Here is a 21,648-nt window from a genome sequence, read left to right as displayed (position 1 = left end):
GATTACTACTGGATCTGGATCAATATTTGCTTGCAGTGGAATCGCTATTGTGGGAATTGGGCTAGACACACGTCAGGCAAAGTTACGCGAATGCGTACGACAGGGCAAACCACTGAGCCTAATGAGACTGGCACTTAGCCACACTTCAGAGCATGCTATGCGCCCTTTGGGCGTCCAGCTTATAGTGCATTTCGCATTCGCTGCTTCAGTCCAGTCGTCAGGATTAACGTTTGTCCACACCAATAACTACTTCTTCGATACGCCCTCCTCTCGGCGAGCCCACGGCAGCTTTGCGTGGCTCATTGAAAGGTGCGCTGGCAGCGTTGGTGCTGTTGATGCTCATGTTGCTTTTATGGCAACTGCTTGATCAATTCCAGCAAACCCAAGACCGACAGCGACAGCGTAGCCTCGACTACAGCACGTTGCTGGCCGATCGTTTGAGCCTGAACATGGCGCTCACCGCGCAGGTCATGCTGAACCTTCTGGACGACCAGAAACAACAAGCTCCGTCAGCCAAACAACAGGCGCAATTGCTGGACAACCTGCGCTCGACCTTACCTTCTTTGCGTAGCGCAGCGTGGTTGAACGCCACCGGGGAAGTACTGAAGGACAGCCGGGGCATTGCGCCATCAGATGACGCTGCATTGCTTGCACAACTGACCCAGCGTATTAAAGACCGACCTTATTATTTTTCGAACGCCACCGATGGCGCTCAGATTTATCTCCTGGTCCGTCAGCCGGGCGACGTGACAAAAGGCTATTGGGCGTTGCGCCTGTCGCCGGATATTTTAGCCACGTTGACCCAGCAAGCCGCCCAAGACTTTCAGCCCAAGTGGCAATTGGAAACGGCGTCTACCCGGCACGTTATCTACCGTGACGAAGCCAGTGCGGCCGCGGCGGCCAGCGCCAGCCCTGACGCCACCAGCCAAAGCGACATTCAGACCGTTTTGCTGTCGCCGCTGACCAACGGTGATTGGGCATTACGTGGTCTATTCGATGCCAGTAGCGTACGCCAAGCCTTGATTCCCCCCTTACTGATCAAATGCCTGATCGGATTATTGTGCTCGCTGATACCGTTATTGGCACTGACCAGCTTGCGTCGCCGGCAACGCCAGCTTTACGAAAGTCAGCGCCGTTATCACGACATATTCGACGGCACCGACGTCGCGCTTTGCGTGCTGAATTTGTCAGGCCTTTCGCTCCAGATTGAACAGTTGCAATTGAAAAGCGCTGCCGATCTGGACCTTTTGTTGACCACCGATCCCCAGAGCTGCCATGAGCTGCTGCAGCAACTGCGGATCACTGAAGTCAACGAAGTGGCTTTGGACCTGCTGCATGTCGAGTCCAGCTCACAGGCATGGGTCCAACTGTTCAAAGATGAAACCGACAGCCTGCCGGGAATTGGCCTGCAACTGATTCGCGCAGTGCTGAGCAAACAGAGCCGGCTGGAATTGGAGATCCGCGTTGCCAACCCCCAAGGCGACGATCAACACCTGTGGCTGACCATGCGCCTACCAGCGGAACCGGCAGACTACCTGTCGGTGATCCTTAGCATCAGCGATATCACCAGCCGCAAACGCGTCGAGTTGTCGTTGATCGAACGCGAACGGTTTTGGTCCGACGTCGTGCACACGGTTCCGGATCACTTGTACGTGCAGGACCGGCCCAGTCAACGGATGATCTACAGCAACCATCATCTCGGAAAGACGCTGGGGTACAGCAAAACCGAGCTGCAGCAGATGGGCGAGTATTTCTGGGAAATCCTGTTGCACCCGGACGATGCCGCGTATTACCACAACATGCGCACTCAGCAGCGGCAAAACGGCAACGTCGAGCTGTTGCATTGCCAACTGCGCTTTCGCGACACCACCAACCAATGGCGCCGCTTCGACGTACGTGAACAAGCGCTCGCGTGGGACAAGGACAATAACGTTACGCGGATCATTGGCCTGGCCAAGGACATCACCGAGCAGCTCGAAGCCAGTGAATCCTTGCGCGACAGTGAGCAGCGCTACCGGATGCTCGCCGAAAGCATCAGTGACGTGATTTTCTCCACCGATAGCAACTTGAAACCCAACTACGTCAGTCCATCGGTGCAGACGGTCTTGGGCTACAGCGCCGAATGGATTCTCGATAACGGCTGGCAGTCGATCATTGCCAACCCCCAACAACTGGTCGGTATGTACACGCTGCTCGACCGGCTGGCCAAATCCCTTGGCAAACTCGATGAACTCGCGGTCCTGCGCGCGGAGCTGCCAACACAGCTGTTCCTGTTTGATTGCTTGCGCGGCGATGGACGCAAGGTGCCGATTGAGCTGCGCTTGATCTTGGTGTGGGATGAGCACGGCCTGTTCGAAGGCATTCTCGGTGTAGGCCGGGATATCAGCCAGCAACGCCGCGCGGAAAAAGACCTGCGCATGGCCGCCACGGTGTTCGAACACTCTACATCGGCCATCCTGATCACCGACCCCGCCGGTTATATCGTTCAGGCCAACGACGCTTTCAGTCGGGTCAGCGGTTATGCCGTAGCGCAGGTGCTCGATCAACTGCCCACCATGCTGACCGTCGATGATCAGCAAGAAGCGCACCTGCGCTACATTCTCAAACAACTGCATCAACGCGGCAGTTGGGAAGGCGAAGTCTGGCTCAAGCGCCGCAGTGGCGAGCATTACCCGGCGTGGGTCGGCATCACCGCCGTGTTCGACGACGAAGGCGATCTTGCCAGCTACGTGTGCTTCTTCAGTGACATCAGTGAGCGCAAGGCCAGTGAACAACGCATCCATCGTCTGGCGTATTACGACGCCCTGACTCATTTGCCCAACCGCACGCTATTTCAGGACCGTCTGCACACCGCCCTGCAACAGGCCGAGCGCCAGCAAGCGTGGGTTGTATTGATGTTCCTCGACCTTGACCGTTTCAAACCGATAAACGACTCATTGGGTCATGCGGCCGGCGATCGCATGCTCAAAGAGATGGCGACACGCCTGCTGGGTTGCGTCGCGGACGACGACACCGTGGCGCGCATGGGCGGTGATGAGTTCACGTTGCTGTTGCAACCGGGCGCTACTCGGCAGATCGCGCTGAATCGCGCGATCCATGTCGCGGAACAGATTCTCGGCAGCTTGGTCAGGCCCTTTGTGCTAGAAGGCCGCGAATTTTTCGTCACTGCCAGTATCGGCATTGCTCTTAGCCCGCAGGACGGCAATGAGCTGAGTCAGTTGATGAAAAACGCTGACACCGCCATGTACCACGCCAAAGAACGCGGCAAGAACAACTTCCAGTTCTATCAGGCGGACATGAACGCCAGCGCCCTTGAGCGTTTGGAACTGGAAAGCGACCTGCGGCATGCCCTCGAACAGCAAGAATTCACGCTTTATTACCAGCCGCAGTTCAGTGGCGACGGTAAGCGTCTGACCGGGGCTGAAGCCCTGCTGCGCTGGCGTCATCCGCGTCGCGGCCTGGTGCCGCCCGTTGAGTTCATACCGGTGCTTGAAGAGCTGGGGCTGGTGGTCGAGGTCGGCGATTGGGTGCTGACCGAAGCCTGCCGTCAGCTCAAGGAATGGCATCAAGCTAACGTTCGCGTACCCAAGGTATCGGTCAACATTTCAGCCCGGCAATTCGGCGACGGCCAGTTAGGCACCCGCATCGCCGCCATCCTCAGCGAAAGCGGCCTGCCACCTGCTTGCCTGGAACTGGAGCTGACGGAAAGCATTCTGATGCGTGAAGTCAACGAGGCCATGCTTATTCTTGATGGCCTGAAACAACTGGGCCTGAGCATCGCGATTGATGACTTCGGCACTGGTTATTCATCGCTGAACTACCTTAAGCAGTTCCCCATCGACGTGCTGAAAATCGACCGTTCCTTCGTTGACGGTTTGCCGTCGGGCGAACAGGACGCGCAAATCGCCCGAGCGATCATCGCCATGGCCCACAGCCTGAACCTGGCGGTCATTGCCGAGGGTGTGGAAACTCATGAGCAACTTGAGTTCTTGCGCGAGCACGGCTGTGACGAAGTTCAGGGTTACCTGTTCGGCCGCCCAATGCCCCCCGCCCGCTTTGAAGCGCAATTCAGCAACGACGCGTTGTTTATGCTGGATTGAAGGCAGCCCTGTAGAGCCAACTTGTAGTGGCGAGATGCCTGGCGCAGTGTGTGAGCGAGGTCGCTTCGCCAACAAGTTGGCTCCAGAGAGTTAGGTCTTGTCCTGCGTGAACGCCGCTTGTCCTGCACATGATTCCCTTTCATATGCCAGATAAAACCCTATGGGTTAGAATGCGGCCTCTTTTCTACTGCCCCGATCCATGAGGACCGCCATGTTCAGCCGTGATTTGACTCTCGCCAAGTACGACTCCGATCTCTTCGCCGCAATGGAGCAAGAAGCTCAGCGCCAAGAAGAGCACATCGAGCTGATCGCCTCGGAAAACTACACCAGCCCTGCGGTGATGGAAGCCCAAGGCTCGGTACTGACCAACAAGTACGCCGAAGGCTATCCAGGCAAGCGCTACTATGGCGGCTGTGAGTTCGTCGATGTGGTTGAGCAACTGGCTATCGACCGCGCCAAAGAGCTGTTCGGCGCCGATTACGCCAACGTTCAACCCCACGCCGGTTCGCAGGCAAACAGCGCGGTTTACCTGGCATTGCTGCAAGCCGGCGACACCATTCTGGGCATGAGCCTGGCCCACGGCGGTCACTTGACCCACGGCGCTAGCGTCAGTTCGTCGGGCAAGCTGTACAACGCCGTGCAGTACGGCATCGACGGCAATGGCCTGATTGATTACGACGAAGTCGAGCGCCTGGCCGTTGAACACCAGCCAAAAATGATCGTAGCGGGCTTCTCTGCTTACTCGCAGATTCTGGATTTCCCACGCTTCCGCGAAATCGCCGACAAAGTAGGCGCGTACCTGTTCGTCGACATGGCTCACGTAGCCGGTCTGGTGGCAGCGGGCGTTTATCCGAACCCGGTTCCTTACGCTGACGTAGTGACCACCACTACCCACAAGACCCTGCGCGGTCCACGTGGCGGCCTGATTCTGGCCAAAGCCAACGCCGACATCGAGAAGAAGTTGAACTCGGCCGTTTTCCCAGGCGCCCAAGGCGGCCCACTGGAACACGTGATCGCGGCCAAAGCAGTCTGCTTCAAAGAAGCGCTGCAGCCTGAGTTCAAGACCTACCAGGAACAAGTGGTGAAGAACGCCAAGGCCATGGCCGGCGTATTCATTGAACGCGGCTTCGACGTAGTGTCCGGTGGTACTGAAAACCACTTGTTCTTGCTGTCGCTGATCAAGCAAGACATCTCCGGCAAAGACGCCGACGCTGCACTGGGTCGCGCATTCATTACCGTTAACAAGAACTCGGTGCCGAACGACCCACGCTCCCCGTTCGTCACCTCCGGCCTGCGCTTCGGCACGCCAGCGGTGACCACTCGTGGCTTCAAGCAAGCAGAGTGCATCGAACTGGCTGGCTGGATCTGCGACATCCTGGCAGACCTGAATAATGAAGCCGTGATCGACGCCGTACGTGAAAAAGTAAAAGCCATCTGTGCGAAGCTACCGGTCTACGGCGCTTAACACACCCGTTACTGGCTGCATAAAAAAGCCCGGCTCTTATGCCGGGCTTTTTTATGTCTGGGTGATACCTAACCTGTGGGTCAACGTGCTGGCGAGGCGTCGTGCCTGATACACCGCAGCGAAACCCTTCGCCAACACGTTGGCTCCTATGTATGGACTCGCCTCCACTGTCAACCCGCTTTTAAACACCGCTACCCGGTTGCATCTATGTATAAGGCCTATTCGAGGAAGCCGTCTTCGGCTTCTGGCCAACATTGGTTCAGCTCGCGGTATGCCAATTACATTCAGGCCTCAAGGGCCAGTAGGAGCCAAGGCATCAATCCGCGACGGTCTGACCTGGGGTCAATGTTTTCTAGCAAGGGTTGAAGCGCTTTCGCGCCACGGTGGCAGAACTCTGTGGATCAGTGGCCCATCGCAGCTTGGCCATTGGCCGGTTGGCGGCGATAAGTCTGTTCATTCTGTAGCAGCGCCCAGACGATGCGCAGGTTACGGTTCGCTAACCGGACCGCCGCCTCTTTTCGACCCAGGCGCCCTAACCAGCGCAGCAGCCGCAGATCGTCGGGCTGCTGTGAATCAGGCCGCAGTTGCCTCAACACCGAATGGGCACCCTGAACCATCAAGCTGCGTATGTAGCCATCGCCTCGCTTGCTCATTTTGCCCAGGCGCACCTGCTCCCCGCTGCTGTGCTGCTCAGGCACCATGCCGAAGTAGGCGGCAAACATGCGCGCATTGGAGAAGCGTTCAGGTTCAGTCTGCTTGGCCAGCAGTGCCGTGGCGATAATCGGACCGATACCACGCACGGTCATTAGCCGTTTGGCGGTTTTGTCATCGTTCGCAGCAGTCTCCAGACGGCCAGTCAAGATGTTGATTCGCTCGCCCGTGTGGTGCCATTCACCCAGTAATTCGTCTATCAGTTCGCGCAACATATCGGGCAACGGCTGAGTAGCGTCTTCCAGCACTCGGGGTATGGTTTGGCTGATAGCAACATCGCCCTGCGCCAGCGCAACGCCGTGCTCTAACAGTAAGCCTCGCATCTGATTACTGATCGTTGTACGGCGGCGTACATAACCCTGACGAGCCCGATGCAAGGCCTGCATGGCCAGCGCTGCGGTGCTTTTGATGGGCACAGCCGCAATGCGGCTATCGCGGCCGGCACGCAATATCGCCAGCGCATCGTTGCGATCGTTCTTGGCACCGCTGCGATGATTAGCCACCAACCCCGCTGGAAGAATCCGCGCCAGATTGCCCTGATCCTGGAGCTGCCGCGCCCACGACTGAGCGCCTGGGCCAGTTTCCACCAGCACTATGACCTCTGGCGGCAGGTGACGCAGAAATGTAAAAAACGCTTCGCGCGACTTGATCCGCTCTTCGTAAAGTACATGGCCCAGGGCATCTTCCCCGGCGACCTGGAATACCCGCTTGGCAAGATCGACCGCCACTGTCGTGCAGGCCGATAGAGCGGCAGAAGACAAAGACTGATTAATCGTCGTATTCTTTTTCATGGACTCGCCCTCGCTGTCGTTGGCTTCTTAGACTGCCACCGTGGCGCATTGACGCCTCGGCTTGGGCGAGTCCATCCAATTACAATTAACCTGCGATCACCCGCTCAAACCCTTCCCGTATCTTCGCTTCCGGCAAGTCATCAGCAATAAACACGATGACGCTTTCGCGCTTTTCGTCTTGCGCCCATTCAGTGTCCCAATCAAAGCCGTACAACTTCAGCACGCCTTGGAACACCATGCGACGGGGTTCGTTGGCGATGCTGAGTACGCCCTTGTAGCGCAACAGTTGGTTGCCGTGTTCTTCCAGCAATTCGTTCATGAATTCGCTGAGTTTTTCGATATCCAATGGGACATCGCTGCGCAAGACCAGGCTGGTGATGCGATCTATTGAGTTGCCCGCTGGCATCACCGGGCGCAGGTTCATGCCGCCGCCAAGGTCGGCGTTGAGGTTGAAGCCGCGCACGTCCAGCAACTCGGCCAGATCAATGTTGCCGTGCTCGACGATACGAATCGGCGCGCGGCGGTTGATTCGCGTCAGGCGCAGACTCAACGCTTCGAACGCCGCATCGTCCACCAGATCTCGCTTGCTCACCAACAACCGATCCGCAAAACCGATCTGTGCCTGGGCGATAGTTTGGGTCAAGTGCTGCTCGGCGTGGGCGGCGTCCACCAAGGTGATGATGCCGTCAAGGATGTAACGCTCGCGCAGCTCTTCGTCGATGAAGAAGGTTTGCGCCACAGGCGCCGGATCGGCGAGCCCGGTGCATTCGATGACCAAGCGATCGAAGGCAATTTCACCGCTGTCGAGACGTTCAAGCAGCAGGAACAACGCTTTGGTCAGGTCCGTGTGGATGGTGCAGCACACGCAGCCGTTGGACAGGGTCATGACTTGCACGGGCTCGGTACCGAGCAATTGGGTGTCGATCCCTGCATCGCTGAATTCATTTTCGATAACTGCGATTTTCAGGCCGTGTTCAGCCTTGAGCAGATGACGCAGTAATGTCGTCTTGCCCGCTCCGAGAAAACCACTCAGAACGGTAACCGGAATAGGGGTGGTAACGGTCATCGGTACTCCTACACATAAAAACGCGCCACGACTGGCGTGGCGCGTTGGATCAAACCCTGCAGCGAATCAAGGCCTCAACAGCACTTGGGTCCGCCCTTTCCGCCATAACGCGCTTCCTGACGCTCCCGAAAGAACGCCTCGTAGGACATCATCGGTTTGTCGGGGTGCGTCAGTTGCATGTGCGCGACGTAGTTATCGTAGTCGGGCATGCCTACCATCAAGCGTGCGGCTTGACCGAGGTATTTCCCCAGTCGACTCAAGTCATTAAACATGGGTTGCACCTCCTATGAATCCCGCTTTGCCAGTGTTCAATGGCATGGCCTGGAAAGGCGCTTCCTTATCGGTGCGCTCTTTGCTGCCCCATGCCGCTACACCGACCTTGATCGCGTAGAACAGGATGGCGAATACCACGAACAGGAACAGCGCTGTCAACGTGGCGTTGGTGTAGGCGTTGAAAATCACGTGCTGCATCTGATCGACGCTAGTGGCCGGGGCCAGTACCTGACCCGCGTCCAGCGCCGTTTTGTATTTGCTCGCCAAGGCGAGGAAACCCAGTGCCGGGCTTGGATCGAACAGCTTGATGTAGCCGGCTGTGGTGGTGCAAATCAGCAACCAAACCGCTGGTAACAAGGGCACCCAAATGTAGCGCTGACGCTTCATTTTGATCAGGACCACGGTGGCGAGCATCAGCGCGATGCCGGCGAGCATCTGGTTCGAGATGCCGAACAACGGCCACAAGGTGTTGATCCCACCCAATGGATCGATCACGCCCTGGTACAGCAAATAACCCCACATCGCGACACAACCGGCGGTGGCGATCAGGTTGGCGGGCCAAGAGTCAGTGCGCTTGAGCGACGGCACCATGGTGCCGAGTAAATCCTGGAGCATAAAGCGACCGGCACGGGTGCCGGCATCGACCGCCGTCAAAATGAACAACGCTTCGAACAGGATCGCGAAGTGATACCAGAACGCCATGGTGTCTTTGCCGGGCAATGCCTTATGCAGAATTTGCGCAATGCCAACGGCTAACGTGGGTGCGCCACCCGCTCGGGCCAGCACCGTGGTTTCACCGATGTCTTTCGCCACAGCCATCAACGCGTCCGGGGTAATCGCAAAACCCCAACTGCTGACGGTTTGTGCCACGGTTACCACGTCACCGCCGACAATCGCTGCCGGGCTGTTCATGGCGAAGTACACGCCCGGATCAATCACTGAAGCTGCAACCATGGCCATGATGGCCACGAACGATTCCATGAGCATGGCGCCGTAGCCGATGTAACGGGAGTTGGCTTCGCTGTCCAGCAGCTTGGGCGTGGTGCCCGAAGAAATCAACGCGTGGAAACCGGACACGGCGCCACAAGCGATGGTGATAAACAGAAATGGGAACAAGCCACCCTTCCACACCGGACCGGTGCCGTCGGTAAACTGAGTCAACGCCGGCATTTTCAGCTCGGGCGAAATGATCAGAATGCCAATCGCCAACGCGAGAATGGTGCCGATTTTCAAGAACGTAGACAGGTAATCCCGCGGTGCCAGCAGCAGCCAAACCGGCAATACCGCTGCAACGAAGCCGTAGCCGACCAACATCCAGGTGATCTGAACCCCAGTGAAGCTAAATGCTTTGGCCCAAATCGGATCAGCAGCGACTTGCCCGCCCATCCAGATGGAAGCCAACAGCAAGATCACGCCAACCAATGAGATCTCACCGATTCGGCCCGGTCGGATGTAGCGCATGTAAATGCCCATGAACATCGCAATCGGGATCGTCGCGAGTACCGTGAACATGCCCCACGGACTGCCCGCCAATGCTTTGACGACGATCAACGCCAGCACCGCAAGGATGATGATCATGATCAGGAAGCAACCGAACAGCGCGATGGAGCCAGGGATGGCGCCCATTTCTTCGCGCACCATCTCGCCCAAGGAGCGACCGTTACGGCGTGTGGACAGGAACAGGATCATGAAATCCTGCACCGCACCGGCCAAGACCACGCCGGCAATCAGCCACAGCGTACCGGGCAAGTAACCCATTTGCGCAGCGAGCACCGGGCCGACCAGTGGGCCGGCGCCAGCGATGGCGGCAAAGTGGTGACCAAAGAGGATGTGTTTGTTGGTCGGCACGTAGTCCAGACCATCGTTATTGAGTACGGCGGGGGTGGCGCGATTGGAATCCAGCTGCATCACTTTAGTGGCGATGAACAGGCTGTAATAACGATAAGCGACCAGATAAATCGCGATAGACGCGACTACAATCCACAACGCACTGATGGGCTCGCCACGGCGTAAGGCCACGACTCCCAGAGCACAAGCACCGATGACCGAGAGGATTAGCCAGGGCACATGACGCAGCAGGCTATTATTGTTTTTCATTTTTTTTATTTTCCAGCTGAGTGGACTAGAAGAACAGCCCGCGGAGTTTAGCCCCACCAGCGCGAAAGGCCATCCCCCACAATCGTCTTGAGCGGTATATCGCCGACGAAACGCGAACTAAACGCCTCAACGAGTCGCCGGGAGAAAATGTTCACACGTACTGCGCAGCGTATGAAGCTATAGTCAGCGCATCAGAGGACAACATCATGACCGACTCCCACGCGGACCGCCGACGCTTCAAACGCTTCGCTTTCGATGCAAAAACCGAACTCAGTCAAGGCCAGAATCGCTGGCTTGTGCAGCTCACCGACCTGTCCCTCAAAGGCTTACTGATCCAGCGTCCGACGCCTTGGCTCGGCGACCCGGAGCGGCCCTTCGGCGTCACGATTCACTTGAGCGAAGACGTCGATGTCCACATGGATGTTGAGTTAAGCCATGAAGCGAACAAACAGCTGGGGTTTGTCTGTCTGCACATCGGTCTGGATTCGATCAGCCATTTGCGCCGGCTGATCGAGTTGAATCTGGGCGACATGGCAGAGTTGGAGCGCGAAATGCGAGCGTTAGTGGAAGAGTGATGTACGGCATCACTCTATCCTGGCCCCTCAATCGGCCCCGTATTTCGGCGAATAAGATTCGCAGCGCACACCTGATTTACGAACAGACGTGAGCCAACGTTTTTCAATCACTCGAACAAGGCGTCCAACGCCTGCTCAAGTCGGGTGACTGCTATCACTTGCAGCCCTGGCGGCGCTTCTTTGGGTGCATTGCCTTTGGGCACGATAGCCCGCTTGAAGCCATGCTTGGCCGCTTCTTTCAAACGCTCTTGACCGCTCGGCACCGGGCGGACTTCGCCTGACAAGCCGATTTCTCCGAACACCAGCAGGTCGTGGGGCAGCGGCCGGTTACGCAGGCTGGAGATAACGGCCGCCATCAGCGCCAGATCTGAAGCTGTCTCCAATACTTTCACGCCGCCGACCACGTTCAGAAACACATCCTGATCATGGGTAGGAATACCGCCGTGGCGATGCAAGACTGCGAGCAACATGGCCAGACGATTCTGGTCCAGGCCGAGAGTGACCCGACGTGGATTGGCCAAATGGCTGTCATCCACCAACGCCTGAACCTCCACCAGCATCGGCCGAGTGCCTTCCCACGTCGCCATCACCACGCTGCCGGGCACTTCTTCTTCGGCACGCGTCAGGAAAATTGCCGAGGGGTTAGAGACTTCTTTCAAGCCTTTGTCGGTCATGCCAAACACGCCCAACTCATTGACCGCACCAAACCGATTCTTTACCGCGCGCAGCAGGCGCAGACGACCGTCTGACTCGCCTTCGAAATACAACACGGTGTCGACCATGTGTTCCAGAACACGCGGCCCGGCCAGTGCGCCTTCTTTGGTGACGTGACCCACGAGGAAAATCGCGGTACCGCTTTGTTTGGCGTAGCGCACCAGCAACGCCGCGCTTTCACGCACTTGTGACACGCCGCCCGGCGCGGACTGCAATTGTTCGGTGTAAATGGTCTGGATCGAGTCGATGACCATGACCTTGGGCTGTTCGATGCGCGCCGTGGCAATAATGGTTTCGATACAGGTTTCGGTCATGACCCGAAGTTTGTCTTGCGCCAGCCCCAAACGACGAGCGCGCATGGCAACTTGCTGCTGCGATTCTTCGCCGGTGACGTACAGCGCGGGCATTTGCTCAGCCAGCGCGCAAAGGGTTTGCAACAGAATGGTGGATTTACCGATGCCCGGATCGCCGCCGATCAGCACCACCGAGCCGTCCACCAAACCGCCGCCGAGTACCCGGTCGAGTTCGGTGGAGTTAGTGGTAAATCGCGGCATCTCCTCGACGCTGACTTCGGCCAAGGTTCTGATCTGTGCTTTTTGCCCGGTCCAGCCGGTACGTCCGCTGGGTGGCGTGGCGGCACCATTTTCAAGCATCGTTTCGACCAAGGTGTTCCAGGCGCCGCATTCGCCGCACTGGCCAGCCCATTTCGGAAAAGTCGCCCCGCACTCCGTGCAGCCATACATGCGCTTAGCCTTGGCCATAACCACCCCAGTCGTAAAAAGGGAACAATCATAACGCAGGTTTGTACCGCTGCGGATCGCCGACCAGCCGGCGCAGCGATACCGCTCGGATAAAACTTACCGGCGAAAACCCTGTCGACTGCTAGGTCGCAAAAGCACGATACGCAGACCTGTCTTACACTTTCGAATCACTCATCTGTAAAAGGAACAAACTCATGAGCGTCCTTAGCGAGTTCAAGGCCTTCGCCGTCAAAGGCAATGTGGTCGACATGGCTGTCGGGATCATTATTGGCGCAGCCTTTGGCAAAATCGTTTCGTCGTTCGTCGGCGATGTGGTCATGCCGCCCCTTGGGCTGTTGATTGGCGGGGTGGACTTCAGCGATTTGGCCGTGACCCTGCGCCCTGCCGAGGGTGCGCTGCCCGCCGTGATGCTTTCGTACGGTAAGTTCATCCAGTCGATCATCGACTTCTTGATCGTGGCGTTTGCAATTTTTATGGGCGTCAAGGCCATCAACCGCCTCAAGCGCCAAGAGGCGGTCGCACCTACGCTGCCACCGGCGCCCACGTCGGAAGAAGTGCTACTGGGTGAAATTCGTGATTTGTTGAAAGTGCAGAATGAGCGGCCACTGGAAAGCATCCTTGCCGATCCGACCCGCCTGGGTTGATAGATACCTCACGGTTACCGCGCTCGAACGGGCGCTACCGTGATGCACCGGATTTACCAGTAGGTCTCGACCGCCACTTGCCCCGGTCGGCGGCTCAGGCTGAGTTGCATATCCCGCTGCTTAAGCAGGGTTCGGGTGTCTTCGATCATCTGCGGGTTACCGCACAACATGACGCGCGAGTGCTCCGGGGTCAGCGCTATGCCAGCGGCTTTCTCCAGCTCACCGTTTTCGATCAATTGCGTGATACGCCCATTTAGTGCCCCGGGATGCTGCTCACGGGTCACCGTCGGCAGAAACAGCAATTTCCCTGCATAGTCGGCCAAATAGTCCCGCTCATTCAGCCCGGCGATCAAGGACTGGTAAGCCAATTCACCACTTTCGCGCACGCTGTACACCAGAATGATGCGCTCGAATTTCTCCCACACCTCAAAATCTTGAAGAATCGAAAGGAATGGCGCGACCCCGGTGCCGGTGGATAACAGCCACAGATCCCGTCCATCGGCGAACCGGTCAAGGGTCAGGTACCCAAACGCCTGGCGGTCAATCAGCAGCGTGTCGCCTTCGCGCAACCGGCTGAGCTCGCTGGTGAACTCCCCGTCCGGTACGACGATAGAAAAGAACTCCAGGAACTCATCGTGGGGCGACGACACCATCGAATACGCCCGCCACACAACGCTGCCGTCGGCTTTGGCGACCCCCAGGCGGGCGAATTGGCCCGCACTGAATCGAAAGCCGGGATCGCGCGTAGTGCGCAATGTGAACAGGCTAGGCGTCAATGGCGTGACGTTGAGCAGCGTCTGACGGGTAAATTTTTCTGCGCTGGCAGTCATGTGCGCTTCTGGCTCCTGTGGCGGGACGTTGTGCATCAGTGTCCCGCAAAGTCCGGTCGATAAACACCGTCGGTTTGTAGTGGCTTTTAAATCAAAAGCGTTCAGACGCCATAGGTAAATCATCTAACTATCCCCTCTTTTCCCGACAGGTTTTTTCTACACTTGAAATGCCTACAACGAGTACGGACATTCAAAATGCAAACCTGGAATGCAGAAGAGGTACAGGGTTTGATCTCCGCTGTTGATGAAACAGTCCGTGAATATGCCCCTTCCTACATACAACCCGAAGGCTGGACACAGTCTATTCAGGCGCTTAACGGTATTGAACGAATGCTGGTTCAAGCCCGCACCCACGACGTTACGTCCTCGGCGAAACAGGTCGACAAGGCCGAGCAGATCGTGTGGCTGAGCGACTTGCTCCACACCATCACGCACAAACGATATGTACCCCAGACCACGGACCTCAATCACCTGTCGCTGTCGCTCAGGGAAACGGACGTCCTCAGATGGTCCGCTGCCGGCAAGACTGCAGTCGAAATCAGCGCGATTCTCAATTTGAAAGAACGCACCGTGCGTTTTCATATCAGCAATGCGATTAAAAAGCTGGGCGCAGCCAACAAAACCGGCGCCGTGGCGCAAGCGTTCATGTGCGGCGTTCTTTAAGCGTTTTAGAGCGAGGAGTAAAACCAGAGGCCATTGAGCGAAAAACACGTAAAATCGGCAACTTCTGCGAGCGCCATAAACAGTGGCGTTCGTGCAATAACGCCGAACCAGAGTTTTTTTTCCCATGCCCCTGCTTAACAGCCGCTTTGCTCAGCTCGACCTCATCCGCCAGCCTGACCAGCCGAATGAGCCTTTGCAGGCGTTCGATGCTGCGGATGAATACCTGCTCAGTTATGTTGCGGAACAAGGGCTGACATTGGGCAGCCGAGTGTTGGTGCTCAACGACAGTTTTGGCGCGTTGGCCGCCAGTTTGGCCACCCATGCAGCGGTGGTCAGCAGCAGCGATTCATTTTTAGCGCTGCAAGGTTTGGAAAAAAATCTGGTACGCAATGGCCAGCCCTTCAACGCCGTGCCCATGATTCCGGCAAACGAGTCATTTACCGGGTCGTTTGACTGGGTGCTGATCCGCGTACCGAAAACGCTGGCCTTGCTCGAAGAACAGCTGATTCGCTTGCAAGGCCACTTGGCGCCAGGTGCCCAAGTGGTGGCCGCCGCCATGGTGAAGCATTTACCCCGTGCTGCGGGTGAGTTGCTGGAGGAATACGTCGGGACGGTAAGTGCCTCACTGGCAGTGAAAAAAGCGCGCTTATTATTTGCCACGCCCGCACTCAAGAGCGTGCAGCCGTCGCCCTACCCTACCCGCTACACCCTCGATGAGCCTGCCATCGAATTGCTCAACCACGCCAACGTGTTTTGCCGCGAAGGGCTGGACATTGGCACACGGGCATTTCTGCCTTATCTGCCGACCGACCTCGGCTGCGCACGTGTCGCGGATGTAGGCTGCGGCAATGGGGTGTTGGCGATTGCCAGCGCACTGAGCAATCCGCAGGCGCATTACACATTGGTGGATGAATCGTTCATGGCGGTGCAGTCTGCGCAAGAAAATTGGCAGGCCGTATTGGGGGAGCGGGAGGTCATCGTGCGAGCGGCGGATGGACTGGCGGGCCAAGAGACTGACTCATTGGACGTGGTGCTGTGCAACCCACCGTTCCACCAACAACAAGTTGTTGGCGACTTCTTGGCATGGCGCATGTTCCAGCAGGCCCGTGACGCGCTGGTGGTTGGCGGCGCGCTGTACATCGTCGGCAATCGGCATCTGGGCTATCACAGCAAACTGGCGAAATTATTTCGCGGTGTGGAGCAAATTGCGATTACGCCAAAGTTCATGGTGCTTAAAGCGCGGAAGTGAATCGCGCGGTTTGTGTGAAGCACTGCTGCGCCCTTCCGAACGAATTCGGCCTCACAGACAATCGTAAAACCCTGTGGGACCGCATTAATTCGGGAAGCTTTTCTGCCACACCGCAGCATCGAGCGCTTCGCCAACAAGACGGTATCTACAGGGTCGTGGGGTTACCACCTAATGACTGGTCAACCCCGCTGCGTTCATGAACAAGCGCATGCCGTAGGCGACAATGCCCAGCGCTGTTACGCTGCCGACGTAAATCACAATCAACCACCCGACCCGCTGCCACATCGGCTTTTTCAGGGCCGGGTCTGGTTCGTGAACAGACCCTTTGCTAGCCATCAGCGCATCCCCCCTAGTGATAACCGTCTTCGTGAGTCACCTTGCCGCGGAACACGTAGTAGCTCCAGAACGTGTAACCCAGAATGAACGGGATGATGAACAGCGTGCCCACCAACATAAAGCCTTGGCTTTGCGGCGGCGCGGCGGCGTCCCAAATGGTGATCGACGGCGGCACGATATGCGGCCACAGGCTAATCCCCAAACCGCTATAGCCGAGAAAGATCAACACCAGCGTCAACAGAAAAGGCGTGTAGTGAGCGTTCCGAGCCACCGCTTTAAACAAACCGTACATCGTGACCAGCACCAACACTGGCACTGGCAAGAACCAGAACAGGTTCGGCAGGCTGAACCAACGGTGGGCGATTTCGGCATGGGCCAGAGGTGTCCAGATACTGACAACGCCCGTCACGGCCAACACCACCAACGCCAACGGTCGCGCCAAATCATGCATCTGCTTTTGCAGCTTGCCTTCAGTCTTCATGATCAACCACGTGCAGCCCAGCAGCGCATACGCAACGATCAGCGCCACCCCGCAAAACAGCGTAAACGGCGTCAGCCAATCCAATGAGCCACCGGAAAACTGTCGATTGACCACCGGAATACCGTCAATAAAGGCCCCCAGCGCGACGCCCTGAAAGAACGTAGCCGTCAGCGAGCCACCGATAAACGCCATGTCCCACAAATGACGTTTCTCAGCCTTGGCCTTGAAGCGAAACTCGAAGGCCACGCCGCGAAAGATCAAACCAATCAGCATCAGAATCAGCGGCAAGTACAGCGCCGACAATACGACCGCATAGGCCAGCGGGAACGCGCCAAACAGCGCCGCGCCGCCCAATACCAGCCAGGTTTCATTACCGTCCCACACCGGCGCGACCGTGTTCATCATCACGTCACGCTCAGAATCGTCCTTGATGAACGGGAAAAGAATCCCGATGCCCAAGTCGAAGCCATCCATAACCACGTACATCATGATGCCGAAGATGATGATTACGGCCCAAATCAGCGGAAGATCAATACCCATGACTCAGTTCCCCTTGCTCAGGCTGTCGTGTGGGTCGCCGTCTTCGGAGCCTTCAACGGCAGCGGAGAGTGGACGAGCAGGCGTACGTTTCTGGCCAGGACCGCCGTGCTTCTGTTCCTTGCCTTCGTTGTTGATCGGACCTTTGCGCACCAAACGCATCATGTAACCCAGACCCACACCGAACAGCGTGAAGTAGACCACCACAAACAAGCCCAGCGTCAGGCTCATCTGCCCGAAGCTATGCCCGGAAGACGCATCTGCGGTGCGTAGCAGGCCGTAAACCACCCATGGCTGGCGCCCGATTTCAGTGGTGAACCAACCGGCCAACATTGCGATCAACCCCGATGGCCCCATCCACAACGCCATGTACAAGAACGCTCGGGATTGATAGAGCTTGCCGCGCATCCGCAGCCAGAGGCTCCACAACCCGGTGAAAATCATCAGGAAGCCCAAGCCAACCATGACCCTGAACGACCAGAACACAATGGTCGAATTAGGCCGATCTTCAGGCTTGAAGCTCTTGAGCGCTGGCACTTGCTCGGTCAAGGTGTGCGTCAGGATCAAGCTGCCCAAGTAGGGGATTTCTACAGCGTATTTGGTTTTCTCGGCTTTCATGTCCGGCAGACCGAACAGGATCAACGGGGTAGGCTTGTCGCCATCGTTTTCCCAGTGGCCTTCAATCGCGGCGATTTTAGCCGGTTGATACTTCAACGTATTAAGGCCGTGGAAATCGCCGATCACCGCTTGTATTGGCGCGACCACCAGCGCCATCCACATTGCCATGGACAACATCGTGCGGATTTGCGGGGTATCGCGACCACGCAACAGGTGCCAAGCAGCAGAGGATCCGACAAAGAAGGCGGTGGCGACAAACGCCGCAGTGGCCATGTGCGCCAAGCGGTACGGGAACGACGGGTTGAAAATCACCGCCAGCCAATCCACCGGGATCACTCGGCCGTCGACTATTTCAAAACCCTGGGGCGTTTGCATCCAACTGTTGGACGCCAAAATCCAGAATGTCGAAATCAGGGTGCCGATAGCGACCATGACGGTGGAGAAGAAGTGTAAATTACGCCCGACCTTGTTCCAGCCGAAGAGCATGACCCCAAGGAAACCAGCTTCCAGGAAGAACGCAGTCAACACCTCATAGGTCAGCAGCGGACCAGTGACGGAACCGGCGAAGTCAGAGAACCGGCTCCAGTTGGTACCGAACTGATAGGCCATCACCAGCCCAGAGACCACGCCCATGCCGAAGTTAACCGCAAAAACCTTCGACCAGAAGTGGTACAGATCTCGGTATACATCGTTCTTGGTCTTCAGCCACAACCCTTCGAGTACCGCCAGGTAACTTGCCAAACCAATGGTGATGGCAGGGAACAGGATGTGAAACGAAATGGTGAATGCGAACTGAATTCGGGCGAGATCAATTGCCTCCAAACCGAACATAGGTCTTCCTCTAATCAGGTGATTGTGGCGACTGACCAAGGTCAGCACCAACTGCCCCCACAGATATGAGTGCTGGGTGTTGGAATTTTTCTGTAATAATTTCGCGACGCAGGATTGCAGAAGACCTGGAATAAAGCGCCGTGCGACACCTTGATCCAGATCAACCATGGATCAAAGAGTAGACCTATTTCGGGGCTTGAACTGTGCGGTTGATTGTCGCGTGGCGAGTTGTCTCACTTCGTGACAAGAGGTACGACAACTATCACTGACGCAAACAAATGTTACAAAGCACATGGTAACCTCGCCCGTCACCGTCGAGGCCGCACCCGAAATGCCGAACCAAGAAGCTACGCTATTGCGTCACCATCGTCCGTTTTTGGCGTTTTGGTTTGCACGAATTTTCACCGCCAGCGGCTTTCAGATGCTCAGCGTCGCCATCGGCTGGAACATTTACCAATTGACCGGCAACGTACTGGACCTGGGGCTTGTGGGCCTGGTTCAGTTCATTCCACGGGTCATTTTCATGCTGCACACCGGGCACGTGGCAGACCGTTATGACCGGCGCAAGGTCGCATCGATTTGTCAGGCGGCTCAAGCGTTGATCGCACTGGCGCTGTTCATCAGCAGCAGCACCCGCACCATTACCCCAGAAATAATCTTCATCCTGTCGTTTTTACTCGGCGCGGCCCGTTCGTTCGAAATGCCAACGACTCAGGCGCTGCTGCCTTCCATCGTGCCCAATACGCTGTTCCCGCGAGCGGTGGCCGCTGCACAGTCGGCTCAGCAATCGGCGACCATTGTTGCGCCCGCTCTCGGCGGCTTTTTGTACGCCTTCGGCAGCTCTTGGGTCTACGGACCGACCGTGGCGCTGTACATCATTGCCTGCGTACTGATGTTTAACCTGCCTGCGCGTCAAACACCGTTGAACACAGGTAAAGCAACCCTAAATTCATTGCTGGCAGGCATTCGCTTTATCCGCAGCCGTCCGGACATTCTCGGCGCGATTTCACTGGATTTGTTCGCAGTACTGCTGGGCGGGGCCACGGCGCTACTGCCGGTGTTCGCCAAAGATATTTTGCTCACCGGGCCGTGGGGCCTTGGCCTGCTGCGTTCGGCTCCAGCAGTGGGCGCGCTGCTGATGTCGTTCTGGCTGGCACGATTCTCAGTGGACCGTAATGTCGGTCGTGTGATGTTCACCTCAGTGGGCGTGTTCGGCGTGGCAACCATCGCCTTTGGCCTGTCGACGTCGTTCTGGTTTTCGCTGGCAGTGCTGGCAGTGCTCGGCGCGGCAGACATGATCAGCATGGTCATTCGCGCCTCGTTCGTTCAGCTCGAAACCCCCGACGAAATGCGCGGCCGGGTCAGCGCGGTGAATGGCTTGTTCATTGGCGCGTCCAACCAGCTCGGCGAATTCGAATCGGGCCTGACCGCCCACTGGTTCGGCACCGTGCCCGCTGTGGTACTGGGCGGTATCGGTACGCTGGTGGTGACTGGAACCTGGGTCAAACTGTTCCCTACATTGGCTAATCGTGACCGGATGCGGGACATCGTTGTGGAGCAGGAAAAGCAGGCGGTTTAGTCATTTGACCAAATTCGTCGGGAATCGGGCAGCGCGGCGTACCTGACAGACCGCGTCGCGGCCTTCGCAAGCATGCTTGCTCCCATAGAATTTGCAGCCGACCACACCTGGGGAAGTTCGCGAGCTTTCAAACTAATTATCCGCGCTCCAGCCGCACGACTGTCGAATAATGCAGAACGAATACTACCGCCCCTACACACGCACAAATCCACCAAAGCATAGAACCGCCGTATGCACCGTATATCCACATGCCTAGGCTAGGGCCGTAGAGTGAGTGCCCCAACCATGCCGCCGTGAATATGCCCAGGTACTTGCCCTTTTGACGAGATTCAGCACGTGCCAGGACAACCAGCGTCCAGACGGGAATCAACAACAACTCGGCTGCCGTAATGACCAGCATTGTCAAAACCGCCCACCCAATGTGATCGCCCGCGTTTAGCAACAAGAACGCACAACTCAGAAAAACAATCCCTATCCGGGCAGCGGCAACCATCCCGTGGCGGTCGATTAGCCGAGTTACGGGCATCTGCAATATCACTACCAACACCGCATTCATTGAGAACAGATAAGCAATCCATTCCGGTCCAGCGTTGGAATGCTCGCGTAAAAACACCCCGAACGTACCGTACATTTGATCGAAAATGCCCAGGGCAAGAAGCTGCCCAAAGATGAAGAGTAGAAATAACGTGTCTCTCCATGGGGAGCATGCTGTTGCTGACATTTCTTGCGGAGATTCTGTTGTGGCACTTTTTGTATAACCCCACAGTGCTCCAGCGTATTTGTATGCGTAGCTCAGCAAAAAAAGACTACCAAATACATTGAGCACTCCTTGGAACAGAAATACATACTCGTATCCGAAACTCACCAAGGTGCCAACAATAAGGCCAGCAGCGGCAATACCAAGATTAAACACAACCCGATGCAGCCCCTGAACAGGGAGCTTAAGTTCCCGGGGACTGGCATCGGTAATTAGCCGCAAATTGACCGGGCGAAAGGCTCCATCGAAAATTCCAACCAACGGAACAATAAGGAATAAAACCGTCAATGGTGGAACCAGCGAAAATGCAGCGGAGACCACACCGCTGCACAACAATGAGCTCCCAGCGATCCACTGAGCATTTAAATACTCGGACAGCACCCCACTGAAGTAAGCGCCAACAATGCATCCGGCGCCATAAGCCCCCATCAGCCACGCGATAATTGTGAAATCAAAATGATAAATTTCGTAAAAAAACAGCGGCAGAAACAGTTTTAGGATGCCGCCAGCGCTATTGCAGGCTGCTGCCAAAAGCTGAAGTTTTATAATTACTGGAAGCTTAGCTAGCAT

General features: G+C 56.7%; 17 protein-coding genes. 7 read left to right on the top strand and 10 right to left on the bottom strand.

The features are described 5' to 3' along the window. Nucleotides 1-230: 230 nt before the first annotated feature. Both RHM59_RS20625 and glyA read left to right on the top strand, forming a co-directional pair. Nucleotides 231-4,100, top strand: a complete 3,870-nt coding sequence (locus tag RHM59_RS20625) for an EAL domain-containing protein (RefSeq protein ID WP_416195032.1) — start codon at nucleotides 231-233, stop codon at nucleotides 4,098-4,100. A 211-nt stretch (nucleotides 4,101-4,311) separates the two neighbouring features. Beyond that, complete coding sequence (gene glyA, locus RHM59_RS20620) at nucleotides 4,312-5,565, top strand: serine hydroxymethyltransferase (protein ID WP_322184843.1); 1,254 nt, start codon at nucleotides 4,312-4,314, stop codon at nucleotides 5,563-5,565. Between the two features lie 401 nt (nucleotides 5,566-5,966). Here the strand turns inward: glyA and RHM59_RS20615 are convergent, their stop codons facing one another. The 4 genes from RHM59_RS20615 to RHM59_RS20600 form a co-directional block, all read right to left on the bottom strand. Beyond that, complete coding sequence (locus RHM59_RS20615) at nucleotides 5,967-7,067, bottom strand: IS110 family transposase (RefSeq protein WP_322167083.1); 1,101 nt, start codon at nucleotides 7,065-7,067, stop codon at nucleotides 5,967-5,969. 85 nt (nucleotides 7,068-7,152) lie between these two features. Beyond that, complete coding sequence (gene yjiA, locus RHM59_RS20610) at nucleotides 7,153-8,133, bottom strand: GTPase (RefSeq protein ID WP_322166145.1); 981 nt, start codon at nucleotides 8,131-8,133, stop codon at nucleotides 7,153-7,155. A gap of 74 nt (nucleotides 8,134-8,207) precedes the next feature. Further along, nucleotides 8,208-8,405, bottom strand: a complete 198-nt coding sequence (locus RHM59_RS20605; RefSeq protein ID WP_322166146.1) for a YbdD/YjiX family protein — start codon at nucleotides 8,403-8,405, stop codon at nucleotides 8,208-8,210. Further along, nucleotides 8,398-10,503: a carbon starvation CstA family protein gene (locus RHM59_RS20600; RefSeq protein ID WP_322285296.1), complete on the bottom strand. Its 2,106-nt coding sequence runs from the start codon at nucleotides 10,501-10,503 to the stop codon at nucleotides 8,398-8,400. Before RHM59_RS20600 ends, RHM59_RS20605 begins: the two co-directional genes overlap by 8 nt. A gap of 206 nt (nucleotides 10,504-10,709) precedes the next feature. On the opposite strand from RHM59_RS20600, the gene RHM59_RS20595 reads away from it, so the two are divergent. Then, nucleotides 10,710-11,078 carry a PilZ domain-containing protein gene (locus RHM59_RS20595; protein WP_322166148.1) on the top strand — a complete coding sequence of 123 codons (369 nt, stop codon included), beginning with the start codon at nucleotides 10,710-10,712 and terminating at the stop codon, nucleotides 11,076-11,078. 107 nt (nucleotides 11,079-11,185) lie between these two features. On the opposite strand, the gene radA is transcribed toward RHM59_RS20595, so the two are convergent. Further along, nucleotides 11,186-12,553 carry a DNA repair protein RadA gene (radA, locus tag RHM59_RS20590; RefSeq protein ID WP_322285295.1) on the bottom strand — a complete coding sequence of 456 codons (1,368 nt, stop codon included), beginning with the start codon at nucleotides 12,551-12,553 and terminating at the stop codon, nucleotides 11,186-11,188. A 194-nt stretch (nucleotides 12,554-12,747) separates the two neighbouring features. Here radA and mscL point away from each other — a divergent pair, with 194 nt between their 5' ends. Beyond that, nucleotides 12,748-13,197: a large-conductance mechanosensitive channel protein MscL gene (gene mscL / locus RHM59_RS20585; RefSeq protein WP_322166150.1), complete on the top strand. Its 450-nt coding sequence runs from the start codon at nucleotides 12,748-12,750 to the stop codon at nucleotides 13,195-13,197. Nucleotides 13,198-13,250: 53 nt separating this feature from the next. Here the strand turns inward: mscL and RHM59_RS20580 are convergent, their stop codons facing one another. After that, nucleotides 13,251-14,027 carry a ferredoxin--NADP reductase gene (locus RHM59_RS20580; RefSeq protein WP_322184837.1) on the bottom strand — a complete coding sequence of 259 codons (777 nt, stop codon included), beginning with the start codon at nucleotides 14,025-14,027 and terminating at the stop codon, nucleotides 13,251-13,253. 195 nt (nucleotides 14,028-14,222) lie between these two features. Between RHM59_RS20580 and RHM59_RS20575 the strand changes: the two genes are divergently transcribed. Continuing rightward, entirely contained in the window at nucleotides 14,223-14,690 is a 468-nt protein-coding gene (locus RHM59_RS20575) for a helix-turn-helix transcriptional regulator (protein WP_322184835.1), read from the top strand. A gap of 124 nt (nucleotides 14,691-14,814) precedes the next feature. Further along, nucleotides 14,815-15,939: a methyltransferase gene (locus RHM59_RS20570; protein WP_322184833.1), complete on the top strand. Its 1,125-nt coding sequence runs from the start codon at nucleotides 14,815-14,817 to the stop codon at nucleotides 15,937-15,939. Between the two features lie 168 nt (nucleotides 15,940-16,107). On the opposite strand, the gene RHM59_RS20565 is transcribed toward RHM59_RS20570, so the two are convergent. The 3 genes from RHM59_RS20565 to RHM59_RS20555 are packed head-to-tail and all read right to left on the bottom strand — an operon-like array spanning nucleotide 16,108 to nucleotide 18,742. Continuing rightward, complete coding sequence (locus RHM59_RS20565; RefSeq protein ID WP_322166154.1) at nucleotides 16,108-16,275, bottom strand: DUF2474 domain-containing protein; 168 nt, start codon at nucleotides 16,273-16,275, stop codon at nucleotides 16,108-16,110. A gap of 13 nt (nucleotides 16,276-16,288) precedes the next feature. Next, nucleotides 16,289-17,296, bottom strand: a complete 1,008-nt coding sequence (cydB, locus tag RHM59_RS20560) for a cytochrome d ubiquinol oxidase subunit II (protein WP_322166155.1) — start codon at nucleotides 17,294-17,296, stop codon at nucleotides 16,289-16,291. 3 nt (nucleotides 17,297-17,299) lie between these two features. After that, entirely contained in the window at nucleotides 17,300-18,742 is a 1,443-nt protein-coding gene (locus tag RHM59_RS20555; RefSeq protein WP_322166156.1) for a cytochrome ubiquinol oxidase subunit I, read from the bottom strand. Nucleotides 18,743-19,073: 331 nt separating this feature from the next. Between RHM59_RS20555 and RHM59_RS20550 the strand changes: the two genes are divergently transcribed. Next, the gene (locus RHM59_RS20550; RefSeq protein ID WP_322286732.1) at nucleotides 19,074-20,321 is read left to right on the top strand and encodes an MFS transporter; all 1,248 of its coding nucleotides are present in this window, start codon (nucleotides 19,074-19,076) and stop codon (nucleotides 20,319-20,321) included. A gap of 136 nt (nucleotides 20,322-20,457) precedes the next feature. Here the strand turns inward: RHM59_RS20550 and RHM59_RS20545 are convergent, their stop codons facing one another. Next, complete coding sequence (locus RHM59_RS20545) at nucleotides 20,458-21,648, bottom strand: MFS transporter (RefSeq protein ID WP_322285294.1); 1,191 nt, start codon at nucleotides 21,646-21,648, stop codon at nucleotides 20,458-20,460.

The sequence above is a fragment of the Pseudomonas sp. MH10 genome (assembly GCF_034353045.1).
Classification (GTDB): domain Bacteria; phylum Pseudomonadota; class Gammaproteobacteria; order Pseudomonadales; family Pseudomonadaceae; genus Aquipseudomonas.
The sequence above is the reverse complement of the archived record's forward strand: the minus strand, read 5'-3'. Positions and strand labels throughout refer to the sequence as shown.